The 12,161-nt window shown below is 53.0% G+C and carries 6 protein-coding genes and 4 pseudogenes; 2 read left to right on the top strand and 8 right to left on the bottom strand.

All coding sequences use genetic code 11. The annotated features are described in order from the left end of the window. Positions 1–686 precede the first annotated feature (686 nt). Positions 687–959: pseudogene (locus tag ACMGFE_RS22170) on the top strand (zinc ribbon domain-containing protein); the annotation flags it as partial. A gap of 1,591 nt (positions 960–2,550) precedes the next feature. Here the strand turns inward: ACMGFE_RS22170 and ACMGFE_RS22175 are convergent. Next, on the bottom strand, positions 2,551–3,789 hold the full coding sequence (locus tag ACMGFE_RS22175) for an RNA-guided endonuclease InsQ/TnpB family protein (protein WP_436927469.1): 1,239 nt from the start codon (positions 3,787–3,789) through the stop codon (positions 2,551–2,553). 577 nt (positions 3,790–4,366) lie between these two features. Further along, a pseudogene (locus ACMGFE_RS22180) lies at positions 4,367–4,640 on the bottom strand (transcriptional regulator TrmB); the annotation flags it as partial. A gap of 138 nt (positions 4,641–4,778) precedes the next feature. Between ACMGFE_RS22180 and ACMGFE_RS22185 the strand changes: the two are divergent. After that, on the top strand, positions 4,779–5,105 hold the full coding sequence (locus ACMGFE_RS22185; protein ID WP_436927470.1) for a hypothetical protein: 327 nt from the start codon (positions 4,779–4,781) through the stop codon (positions 5,103–5,105). A gap of 362 nt (positions 5,106–5,467) precedes the next feature. Here the strand turns inward: ACMGFE_RS22185 and ACMGFE_RS22190 are convergent. From ACMGFE_RS22190 to ACMGFE_RS22215, 6 genes and pseudogenes are all read right to left on the bottom strand, one after another. Then, positions 5,468–5,970, bottom strand: a pseudogene (locus ACMGFE_RS22190) (hypothetical protein); the annotation flags it as partial. A gap of 167 nt (positions 5,971–6,137) precedes the next feature. Further along, positions 6,138–7,123 (bottom strand): annotated as a pseudogene (locus tag ACMGFE_RS22195) (IS630 family transposase). 32 nt (positions 7,124–7,155) lie between these two features. Continuing rightward, entirely contained in the window at positions 7,156–9,117 is a 1,962-nt protein-coding gene (locus ACMGFE_RS22200; protein WP_436927471.1) for an archaea-specific SMC-related protein, read from the bottom strand. Positions 9,118–9,209: 92 nt separating this feature from the next. Beyond that, positions 9,210–9,818 carry a rod-determining factor RdfA gene (rdfA, locus tag ACMGFE_RS22205; protein ID WP_436927472.1) on the bottom strand — a complete coding sequence of 203 codons (609 nt, stop codon included), beginning with the start codon at positions 9,816–9,818 and terminating at the stop codon, positions 9,210–9,212. A 525-nt stretch (positions 9,819–10,343) separates the two neighbouring features. Beyond that, positions 10,344–11,111, bottom strand: coding sequence for an IclR family transcriptional regulator (locus tag ACMGFE_RS22210; RefSeq protein WP_436927473.1), 768 nt, complete (start codon positions 11,109–11,111; stop codon positions 10,344–10,346). Between the two features lie 223 nt (positions 11,112–11,334). Continuing rightward, complete coding sequence (locus tag ACMGFE_RS22215; RefSeq protein ID WP_436927474.1) at positions 11,335–12,141, bottom strand: SDR family NAD(P)-dependent oxidoreductase; 807 nt, start codon at positions 12,139–12,141, stop codon at positions 11,335–11,337. Positions 12,142–12,161: the final 20 nt, after the last annotated feature.

Here is a 12,161-nt window from a genome sequence, read left to right on the forward strand (position 1 = left end):
GTACTCCACTATATTTCACATACCCACAGGTGGTTACTTAATAGTTTGGAGTTGATTTACCGTTGTTCGTGGATTGTGATAGGTGCTGTCGGTTTCCTCCCCGACCTACTCGCTTACTGTGTTCGCTCCTTGAGGACGGGGCATCCACCTTGGTATTCTGGTGAAACCGCTTCTCGAGACAGTGCTGCCACTCGCGAACTGGGCGAACAGTGCGTTACAGACCGATACTATCCGATTGCGGTCTCTTTTCGGAGCAGGATAGAAGAACTGGAGCACGAAGTCCTTCGACATCGGCATCACAACAGAATTTGTCACTCACCGTCTTCGTCGGGGTGGCTCTCGCCAAGGACATTCACACCCTCTGGTGATACATTGAGGCTGATCCCCCGACGGTGAACTGGGCGGCGATGTCCCCATCTGCTGAGGCCAGCAACTTCTTGAGCGCCTCGACGTCGATGTAATCTTGATTCAGAGACACAGAGATGGTATTCGGTCGGCTGTGAGTGTAGCTTCAGGTTCCGATTGTGTCTCCCTTTCCTCTGCCTGGTCCTTCTTCACACCTACTGAGCAGGTGGTTTACTGGCAAACCAGAGAGGTGAATGATGTGTATCAAATCAATTCCCGAAGACCCTGAGTAGTTGTAACGGTGCAATCAGCCAGCCTGCTATTTCGATTTAGCATCAAAAACACCAATAGCGGCCTCCTGCGGTGCCTCGACGGACAAACCGTTGTGGGCCCGTGAACACTCCTGTCCCACCTGCGGGTTTGAGGTGGATAGGGACGCGAACGCAGCGTAGAATATCCTTTCTCGCGGTCTCGAAGACGTAGGAGTGGGACAACTCCGAATCAACGCCTGTGGAGACTGCACTCCCTGTGGATACGCCTGTATCTGCAAAGCGCGTCGTCGAAACAGGAAGCGTACCCTCGAGGAGCGAACGGCGTCAGCCGTGAGCGAGTAGGGGAGGGTAGTTCATATGGCTGAAAAATCGGTGACGTGCATAATTTAAACACCAATTATTGGAATCATTTAAGATCGGCTCCTAAATGAGAGTTGGCTACGAATGTCCGGGCCCAGCCCGTACACCGTTAGAACATCCCAGTGGGATTGCGAGCCGAGGCCGAAAATACTGGTCACCCTCGCATCTGACATCTTCGATGTTGGTCACGGCCCCACCACGAAGACCCGATTTGCTGATTCGCCTGTCGGGAGTACGGTGTAGACCAGTGCTCGACTTTTCCCGTGATCTCAACGTCTTCACAAGAGCGGTCTCCACCTAGAAGCGCAATAGTTCACACTCTCATAAGATCTTCGCCGGTGTAGAAACCAGGGGTGATTCTCGTCACACGCCATCAAAATGAGCAGATCATTTCATTTTCTCATTAACCAACACACCCCACCTCTTATCGGACCCGTGTTGGTTAATCTACGACCGGTGAAAGTTCACGGTCGTCCCAAACTCCGGAGGGAAAATCGCGATGGAACGCTCAAATCTTATGTAACAATCGTTCTATCGGGAAGGTCAATTGTTACATAAGGGTCAGTTTTGACCGCTGGGGGAGTCGCCCCGGCGTCTTGACTGCGTACGAGCGACAGGTGGGACTCTTGCCAGTCGTTGTGAGACAGATGTACCCCAGTACATCCCCGTGAAAAGCGATTTTCGCGGCGAATTCTGCACTTGCAGCCATTCGGTCGCGTCAAAAAAGACAGTACAACATCGCTGCTCCCGCAATATTGTATGCATGAGTATGTGTACATCGGAGCGATGGTGTGGGGTATCTTGAGATCGGGATGGCTCGAGACAGGAGATGGACTATTCAGATAGTATAGACGGTGATGGAAGCTATTTGCATATCTAATTGAAACAACTCAAAGTCGTGTCCGGAACCAGAGATGCAAATATGACCGTACAAGCGGTGATTCTCGGGCGGATTCAACAGAATCGTCTGGAAGTACTGGAAGGACAAGAGTAGACGGGTCTGGATGGAATTATTGGCAAATTTGGTCTCTCGAAGGTGTATTCGGGATAATTGTGGCTATGACTGAGTAGCGGTATACTCCAAGAGAAAATTGCAGATTGAAGTGATCGGACATAGCGGGGAGTACACAGGCGATCTGACCGGCGAGCAGCGTACTGAGTTACTCAGAAGGCATCCTATTATCGTCCGCAGACCCGCTCAAGTGAGCAATATCGTCGCTCCTCTGAAACCGTCTAGCCTCCCCGGTACTTTTCGTCGAATCAGACGGTTTCTGAATCAGTAGATCTCTACAGAGAGCCCGTTTTGCAGGGTGATTCTGGGCTGTACCTCGAATAGATAGCCAAACCACAGGAGTTCAGACGTAGAGAACGATCTGAGGTTCGAATGAGGCGGGCTCACTCAAGGCGGTATCTGAGATGTTTGTCTCATTTTCGGTATTGGCCCTTTAGGAGCTGGGGACTCTACGAGAACTCCGAACCGGGACAGATCCACCAGTTCAACTAGAGTCCCACAATACTGTTCCAGTAAGCTACCACGCTCTGAAGGGCGTGGCATTCAGCGTGGACTCCCGTTCTAACCTGTCAAAGGGGTAGGCGAATACTCGCCGTTCACGTTCATCATCCCGCTGTTCAAGCGCACGCCTACGGGTGCGCCTCCACGCCCAGACTTTTGCTGGTCGCGGAGATACTTTAGGCCGATATTCTTCGCGGCGTTGTAATCCGCGTGAACATCGTATCCACACTTCAGACAATCGAACTCGTCCTGACCGTTGTTGTGTGGACGATTCTCCTCGTGAGTGAATCCACACTTCGAGCACCGTTGGCTCGTGTACGCCGGATTAATCTGCTTCACCTCGAGCCCTTCAGACTCGGCCTTGTACGTGACGTACTCGACCAAGCGGTGGAATGCCCACTTGTGAACTGCTTTTGCGTGCGGCAAGCGTTCACGGATCCCGTTGAGTTGCTCGAACACGATATGTGTACAGTCGTTTTCCAACGCTTCCTCTACGAGTTCGTTCGAGATGATGTGGAGCATCTGCTCGAAGCGCCCGGTTTGCTTGCGACCGACTCGCTGGACGTTCTCGTGTGCCCACCGAGTCCCAGTCTGTTGCAGCGAGCCACGTCGCTTCTCGTATTCTCGATGCCAGTGATTGAGTTCGCCACCGCTCCAGAATCGTCCGGTTGAGGTGGTTGCGATGTTTGTGATCCCGAGGTCAACACCAAGGACGGAGACGTGCTTGGCATCGCCTGTGTCGGTCTCATCGTTCTCCACGGTGGGCTTTGTCCGCACGTGAAGGTAGAAGCAGCCCTCAACTTCGTCATAGTGGAGCGTAGCCCCTTTCACGTCATAGTTGTCGTTGAACAGGTACGCCGAATGTGGCGTATCATGCTGTTCGTCGGGAATAACGAACTCTGCGGTGACTCGACCGTCGATGGTGGCGAGTGTGGCGTGGTCGTCGTTGACAGTGACGGTTCGGGCGTCGTAGCTGGCAAATCGTGACGTAAAGTGTGGTTTCGAGGCAGTCTTGCCTTCTTTCCAGCGTTCGATGACGCCTTTGACGGCTTCTGCGGCTCGGTTTCGTGCGGCTTGCACGAGATTAGCCGGGAGTGGTGAGTCGTCTCGAACGTCGTAGTACGTGAGGTCGTGGAGTTTCTGTTTGCTGGTAATTTTCCAGTCTGGTTTCCACGCTACGTTTACGACGTAGTTGGCGGCGTCAAGGAAGTAGTCGGTTGTCTGGTGGAGAAGGTCACCAGCACTCTTGTCCACATCGAGTTTGATGGGCACGGTTCGAGTGCTTGAGTCTTCCACCATCTGTACTTCATATGTAATGGCTTGTATTTATAACAATTGGATTAGTGTCGGGGAGTCGGCCTGCCGATGCACGTAGCTTGTGTAGCAGGGTTCGGCTTCCTCCCGCGCCTAAAGACGCGGGTTTCCGCCTCGCACTCATTATGATCTTGTTCTCTGTGGCGTTCATCTAATGGCACTGTGTCAGCGAGCAACACCTCTGTCGACCCGCATCTAACTGATTTTTTACACAAACGTATAACTAAGAATACCGTCACTTTTGCTAGGCGCGTTTTAGCCTTGATTTTGGATATATTGGATGTTTCAAGCCCTAACAGTAGATTCCATAATCGGGATCCTCGCCGCTAGTATAGAGGGGGTGTTCCGATTATGGACGGACATGGGGCATCTCCATTCTAAGGAATTTTACAATTACGACGGACAGCGCAGTCACCTGTGGTTCTTACGACCATCGCGAGCGTTGCGAAGTCCAGTACATCTGGCCGAAAGTCCATCCGGTCGAGGGTCGTCTTCACGTGCGGCTCACTAGCCCTGAGAAAGCCGTCGCTCCGGACAATGACGAACCAGTGACGTCCGTGACCAGCACCTCGAGTGCCTTGCCGGTCAACAGCTCAGGAAAGTTAATATGGGAGTGCTGCCGGACAAGATCTTGGTAGATCGCGACGGTTCGGGCATCCGATGCGACGATCCGCTTTCGGCGGCCGTCGCGTTCTGTGTAGACGGGCCCCTTCTCGACGAGGTCTCCGACGGCACGAGAGAGGTAGTCTCGCTGTGGTCAAGTTTCGTCGCGAACTCGGGGATCGTATCGCCGCGTTCGGCGGTGGTGAGGACTTCGGTTCGATGCGCCGGAGCACGATGCAACATACTACGAAACTTGTACATAAAGAAGGTTCGAGTAGTGTTACAGTCAACTGATGTGGGAACCGGCGCCACCGTCTTAACCAACAAAACTATCGATTGGCGGTCCGTGTTGGTTAACACGAGAGCAGCCGATGTCCTCTGAGCCACCGACTCCACCGGCGAACCTTCCAACGGAGACCGTCAACAAGCTCAACGAGTCGACTCCGGAATGTCTCCGAGACGTTGCGATGTACGCCAAAGAGCTAGCCGAACACAAGGAACGTGAGGCTCGTCTCGAGGAGGAACCAGACCAAGACGAGGTGGAAAAGCGATCAGACGACCTTCCGGACGGCGCCCCCGCAAAAGCGACGATCACCATCAATAAAATCAACGACAATTGCTACAATTGGCAGTGGCGGGGCGGTGATCAGGTTCACTCGCAGTATAAGGGACCAGTGGAGTCCGACAACAAAAGCTGATCACGAACATTCTGCTTCGGCGCCCATCTTCAGTCCGGGAGTCGTGAGCTGCGATATCGTAGAATGAGATAGGATAGGATACCGATTGGACAGTCCCACCCCCGGGTATGTCCGCAATTGACGGAAGGCCCGCCGACTGTTTCTGTCGCCTATACTGGAAATCTGGAGAGATATACACAGACATTACGCGATTCACGCCGCCGTAAACGGCGGAGACTCTTTCACTGTGGAGGGCAGCATCTCCACACTCATTGGGTGGCTCGGTCGACGGAAATCCGAGGTGGGCGTAAGCAAACGACGGAAACGTGGGGTTCGATAGGTCCGACGAAGACGTCGGAAACGTGGAGTGGTGGATCAGTCCGCTATGACGGGTCGCTGGTGAGTCCGAATGAACTCAACGTGGTGTCTTTCAGCGTTGCGAATTCCCGCTGTATCTCCATTCGGTCCAACCCAAGCGGTGACAACACACTCGACAGCTCTGAGGAACTGGGTCTCGTAGTACGAGGCATCGCGGGTCTCGATCCCTTCATGGACGAGGGCGACCCAGTCCCGCGAGGATTTTCGTCGTCGACCACGTACTCGATATCCTGTCCAAGGCGGATAGCGACTTCCTGGTCACGAGACTGTACGGGTACCGCTACGTCCTGTGTACTTTGTATGTAGTCCTCGAGTAACTTGGAACCGCGATTCCGTTCGACAAACTGCTCCACAGCAACGTCACCAGGATGAAGTGCTGAGATATCTCTCTCAAGGAGACCGAGCACCGGTTCTGGTGACTACGTTGCATCGAGACGCTCGAGACAGTCCCGCTGGACGCCCTCAATGAACGCTGGGGTCGCCGCTGGCGAGCCTCGATTCCGCAGATCAAGGGAGTGGAGAAATGCCGCAGTGAGGTCAGTCCCGCGGCGGCAGTAGACATTACCCTCTAACAGCAGGTGTAAATGGTATGACCCCATTGCCCACTTGTATTTTGCTCACTTCTGGTGATGTTTGTCCGTTGAGTAAGGTACTGTCGTCAACCTATAGTGGGCATTAAAAATAGTGACTCACTGTCGGATGCAGTAGTTGGCGAAGAGCGGTATCGGTCGCTGCTGTTAGTTCGCCGAGCGAGTCAAAATACCGGCTGCTGAGGGCGTCTTGAAGTTGTCGCCAGCATTCTTCGATAGGGTTGAGCCCCGGCGAATACGCTGGTAACGTCATGAAGGCGAGGTCGTCACGGACCTGACGGCCCGTGACGGCCGACGCCTGGAAATGCGGCGCACCGTCTAGTACGGCGATCAAGTCTGCTCAGAATTCTTTCTATAATTTAGAAATAAAATTTTTGCGTGATCGGTGGTGACATACCTGTCGAATTGTGAGAGAAAGCACTCACCGTTTTCGGTGACCGCGCCGAACAGACACGTCCAGTTGCGTTGGCCACGGAGTTCAACGCTTTGCTGCGTGCCGCGGAGAAACCACGTAAAGACGGCTCAACTGGGCGAATTTCTTGATTTGGTCGATGCAAACTACTGCGGCGTCCATCTCCCGCCGCTTTTTGTGCGTTCGTCGTGGAACTCCTCTTGATCGGCTTCGTCGACTGTGTAGCGTGGTTTTTCACAGCTCAATCCAGCTTCTTTCAACAACCGTCGACAACTCGGGATTGAGTATTCGATGCCGTAGGCGTCTTCAAGAAATTCCTGGACGAGTGCCGGCGTCCACGGCGGCGCGTCGATCCCGACTTCCGCGGGGCGGTTCGTGAACGGTTTGTTCGATTTCATAGTGTGATTCTGATAGTTTCCGTTTTATTCCGGAACGATGAGCATCGGTCACAGCTTGCTCGAGTGGTTCGTCTGTATCGAGTCGCATACGCCAACTATAGATCGTTCTTCGACCGGTGTCGTGTCTCTCTGCAAGTTCGGTCTGCGTGATGCCGTTCTTGTATGCAATCGCCGCTAACAACCGTTGTATCGGCTTGTTTCCTCAACGTTGTCGAGGGCGTCTTGGAGTTCTTCGACAGAGATCTCGTTGAGATGGTCTATTACCGACAGCAACAAAATATGGGCAGAAAATTCTAACTGGTACTATCGATTTCAGTCACTCGTTGATAGTTATCGTTGAGCGCTTGGGCGTCCTCTTCGAGAAGAGCAATGATCAAATACTGGGCGTGCTGGTCGAAATACTCAACGAGGTCTGCAATGCGTGGCGCGTCAATCGCTTCGACAGAGTCGAGCATCATGAAGGGGATCTCCTCTTGAACGTCGTGGACCAGATAACCCGCAAGGGCGAACACGAGACCAGTCACTTCGCGCTCACTCTCGGAGAGATGATCGACGCTGTCCTCGTAGACCGACTCTGATTCGGTACTGCGGACGACGTGGAGGTCGAACCGGCCTTCCGTGATCGTCTGGCGACCCTTGCGTACCTGTTCTTCGGTCCGTTCGATCCAGATGCGTTCGAGGTTCTCATAATCGAGGATATCCAGCACCGACTCCATGTGGTCGTTGAACTGGCTAACAGCGTTCTCCTCTAGTCGTTCGACGCGAGTCCGGAGGTCCTCAATTTCGGCCTGTACGTTTTCACGGCGGGCCTCGAGATCGTCGCGGTCGCCAACACGGGCTTCCATCTGCTCGATTTCGTCGTCGAGCGATTCGAGGTCCGATTCGAGGCGGTCGATCTCGACTTCGAGGCGATTCGCTTCCTTGTGCAAGTCCAGGAGTTCGTCCTGTTCGTCGTCGGTCTGAAGGTTTTCGACGTCTTTTTCGAGTTTCTCTACCTCGTTGGTCAACTCGCCTCGTCGAGCGGTGAGGTCGTCGATCCGCGCTTCTCGGTCATCAATCTCTTCTTTGATCGTTTCGAGACGAGAGTCCATCTGTGAGCGCTGGCGCTGTTTTTCTTCGAGGGAATGACGTTCCTGGGTGAGTTCGTTTATGTCGTCCTCGAGGTCGCCGCGCTTGTCCATGTATTGATTGCGTAACTCGCGGAGGTCCTCGAGCATCGACTCGATCTGCGAGGTGTCAGTCTCGCTTCCACAGGTCCAGCAGACGAGGTCGTTGCCGTCCTCGACCAACTGGTCGGTCACGTCTCCATCATTATCGTCGTCATGGAGTTCGTTGAAGATGTCGAGATTGCCATCCAAGAGATCTTGATTGAACTGGGTAACGGTTTGGAGTTCGTCCACCGTGCTGTCGAGATCGGATTTCACGTCCCGAAGTCGCTGGATTTCGGCTTTGATCCCGTCGACACGGCCATCCGGTACTTCGTCGTAATCTTCGCGTTCAGATTCGAGCTGGTTGCGTTCGTCACGAAGCGCTTCGAGACTCTCTCGCTGACTGTCTATCTGACGGCGAACCGATTCAAGTTCGCTTCTGACGTCGTTGAGTTCGTCGATCTTTCGCTCGAACTCCTCTTTTTCTTCTCTTTTGTCGTCGACGTCCTTGTCTATCTCGTCTAGCTGATCTTCTACATCGTCGAGTTCCTCTTTTTTATCCGCTATTTTTTCCGTTAACTCAGCACGGTTGCTCTCGAGTTCGGGAAGTTGCTGACTGAGACGGCTGATTTCGTCTAACTGTGAATCGATGTCGTCTCTCTGTGATTTGAGCCGGTCTATCTGGCCCTCGATCTCGCTTGTATCGACGGGTCGCATGATGATATTCCGGAGGTCTTCGTTGCGCGAGACAGCCTGCCTGGCGTCGTTACCCTCCAGTAAAAACGCGAAGAGGTCGGCGAGCGTGGCATCTTCGAGGTACGGCTCACCGCCGGTCACAACACTCCCATTTGTGCGCTCTAAGGACCGAGTGTAGGTTGTGTCACCGACCGTAAGTTCAACGCGACCCTCGGCAGCGTCACCCTTAAGAGAAACCTGATCGCTGCCGAGGGCTGCCATGAGAGCCTGGATGAGCGATGTCCGGTTCGTGGCGTTTCGCCCGGTGAGGATGGTAACGCCGGGAGTGAATTTAACCGTCGTTTCGGTGATCCCGCCAATGTTTTCGACATCCAATTGGACTGACGAATTTACTGGGTTTTGTTGTGCCATTACAAATAGTCATTCTGTACAGGTATTAAATCATTCCATCTCAAGCACCGCCTAACACCAATATGGTTGTTACGGCGTGTCGCGTCGAGATGTCATGCCTCGCATGCACAACCCCCGTTAGTCAGTAGGTCGGTCACTGGCTGTTGCGTATCGCAATCAGAACAATGGACGCGGACAGTGACGATGACGGAGAAATCCCCGATCGTTATGCGTGAGGTGTTCGCGAGTTCACTCAAGGATTGTTCAGTAACCCTGACGAGCCGGTTTGCGAGCCGCTGGATCGTCGCCCGTTTCTGTTCGATGCGGTCCTCTTCGGAACTTTGATCATTCGGCGGTTTTACCTCCCGGTACTGTTTGAGATAGGTTCGAATCGACTGGTAAGACACGAAGTCCGCCATCAACGCGTCGACGTTGATCCCGCGATCTTCGAGCTGATTCCGGACCTGTTGTTTCACTCCACTCGTAGCTTCGTCGTCCGTGAGCAACCGGTAGTAGTTTTCGACTTCGCCATTGAGCGGCGTTGCTCCCTCGGATTCGAGTACAGTCCTGAGGAGTTCTCTGTTGAAATAGTCGGCGAGGTCGCGTAGACTTGAGCGGTTTTCAGCGCGTGTCCAACGGCGTTCGAGTTCGTTACCCATCCCTTCCAGTTCGTGTTCCTGAATTAATCGAGCGACTTTCAATTCTGGCATGTTCGAACTCATACGATTGTGGTCACTGGGACAATAAATAGTTGTTTAGATCAGTTGCTGATGGCTGATCGACATATATTACCTCCCACTCGGGATCAATGTCGGTGGATCCCTCTCCCGCTACCATTCGGTCGACGGATGTCCAGTACCGCTTCGGACGCAGTCACGCTCTCCAAAGGGCTCTGATCGTTCACAAACTGACCGAATTATCGTCGTGTTCATCCTAATTACGTAGGTAGTTTTACTATCTCTATGCGATCCGGTATCAACTAGGAGGTTTTCCTCATATCTGCTGCACGTTACTAGATACACAAATTATTCGGCGAATCTATCTAATGTCTGGTCCCCCTGGGGCAATATTATTTTAACTCAACGAAGTTCAGAATAACTAAATATTGTGCATCTTTATTTTATATCTTTTCAATAACAGTGCAATCAGCTGTAGCAATAATTCACTATTCAGTGTTACTGAATTCACCCTGAGTATTGTAGATGCGGGATATTGGATCCCAATCCAGTTGATCTAGATCTTCGTGATCATGTGTATGTAATATTTAATTCAATAACGTTAGCAGTGTCTTTCAATTTCTGGGGCAGTTCGTTTCGAAATCGTTCGCCTTGGAATCGACTCGCTGGTCCAGACAGACTAATTGCGCCCTCCACGGCCTGATCATTGTTGATGATAGGGACAGCGACACAGCGAAGACCTTTCACTCTCGCTTCGTCGTCGAATGCGACTTCCTGTTTCCGCACTTGTTCCAACCGGTCAAATAGCTCTCCGCGGTCGGTGATCGTGTTTTCAGTGGTTGCCGGGAGTCCGTGTTGGTCTACGATTTCGTTGACTCGTTCGGACGGGAGCTGTGAGAGTATCGCTAACCCGAGTGCCGTGTTGTGGAGGTGTACTCGCTGTCCGATATACGTGTCAGTTTTGACTGCGTTCTCTCCGTGGGCCGTGTAAACGTAAATTCCACGTCCGTGTTCCTCCACGAGGAGATTAGCCATTTCGCCCGTCTCCTCGGCGAGTGTTCGAACTTCGTCTCTTGCGATCTTGTACAGCGATTCTTGATGCCGAGCGTGACCAGCGAGGTCGAGAAAGCGAAGTCCAAGCCGGTATTCGTCTCCCTCACGAATAACGTACCCGTCTTCTTCGAGCGTGCATAGGTAATTGTGGATACTGGACTTTGAGAGTGAGAACTCTTTAGTCAGTTCCGTCAAGTTCGCGCTGTTCTTGTTCTTGATCGTCTCCAGTATCTCGAAAGTCGTTTTTGCTGTCTTGACCGTGTTGTTCCCTCTGGAGTTGGACATGAAAAATGAACTGTTTTCCGGTATATTAAAAGTTTCTCTGGTAATAGTGGACCGGCGTTTTGATAATCTGGACGAAACTCGTCAATGACGGCCCAAGAGAGATGAGGGGACTCTGTCTCCGAGAAGTCCTGAAACGGTAGCAAAAATGAAATACTCGATGCTATCAGTTCGACCCCCTCACAGGACCGGGGTAGGGGGAGGCGTTGCAGTTTCAGCTATATCCTCACTGCAGGTTTCCACCGCCACTTACCCGCAAGATATCACCGATCACATAGTCGGCCTTATCGCTGGCGAGATAGAGGACGGCGTGAGCGATATCCTCAGGTTGTCCGAGTCGGCCCGCGGGTCGTTCGTCCCCCCATTCGTCGAGTATGCCCTCGACGGTAGCCTCGTCCTGGTGCTCAGCTTCTTGTTTGGCTTCCCACCGGGACTGGTACGATTCGGTGAGATCAGTCGAAACCGCGTTCATCCGAATACCGTGGGGTGCTAGATCGTGAGCCATCCGCCAGGTCAAACCGTTGACGGACGTGTTGGAAATTCCATAGAGACCACGGGGCCCACTACGACGGTCGCCTGTCTGGCTTGAGTGATTGACGATGCTTCCTTCGATCCCGTTTTCGATCATGTGTTCGGCCACCAGTTTGGCTGCGTAGAATTGCGAGCGAACGTTTACGTCCATGGTGTAGTCCCAGTCCTCGAGCGACGCTGTGACCATCGACTCCTCGCGGGGCCATACTGCAGCGTTGTTCACGAGCAGGTCTATCTCGTTGAAGGCGTCGACGGATTCAGAGACCAGACGCTCGACACCCTCGGGATCCGCGATGTCGGCGGAGACGCCAATTACTCTTCCACTAGCTGTTTCGTCTAGTTCGTTAACAGCTTGCTTGACATCTTCCTCCGTCCGGGCGTTGATGGTTACGTTTGCTCCCGCATCGACCAGTCGTTCGGCGATACCGCGGCCGATCCCTTTCGTTGAACCTGTCACGATCGCGGACTCGCCAGTGAAATCGAAACGCGTCTTACCGACCATACTGGGAGCCCTCATCTCGG

Origin of the sequence: Halosimplex amylolyticum, assembly GCF_051414035.1 — an archaeon.
Lineage (GTDB): Archaea > Halobacteriota > Halobacteria > Halobacteriales > Haloarculaceae > Halosimplex > Halosimplex amylolyticum.

Excerpts from the sequence above, each read along its gene's own strand:
- ACMGFE_RS22175 (WP_436927469.1), bottom strand. The coding sequence starts at position 3,789 with ATGGTGGAAGACTCAAGCACTCGAACCGTGCCCATCAAACTCGATGTG.
- ACMGFE_RS22185 (WP_436927470.1), top strand. The coding sequence starts at position 4,779 with ATGTCCTCTGAGCCACCGACTCCACCGGCGAACCTTCCAACGGAGACC.
- ACMGFE_RS22200 (WP_436927471.1), bottom strand. The coding sequence starts at position 9,117 with ATGGCACAACAAAACCCAGTAAATTCGTCAGTCCAATTGGATGTCGAA.
- rdfA (WP_436927472.1), bottom strand. The coding sequence starts at position 9,818 with ATGAGTTCGAACATGCCAGAATTGAAAGTCGCTCGATTAATTCAGGAA.
- ACMGFE_RS22210 (WP_436927473.1), bottom strand. The coding sequence starts at position 11,111 with ATGTCCAACTCCAGAGGGAACAACACGGTCAAGACAGCAAAAACGACT.
- ACMGFE_RS22215 (WP_436927474.1), bottom strand. The coding sequence starts at position 12,141 with ATGGTCGGTAAGACGCGTTTCGATTTCACTGGCGAGTCCGCGATCGTG.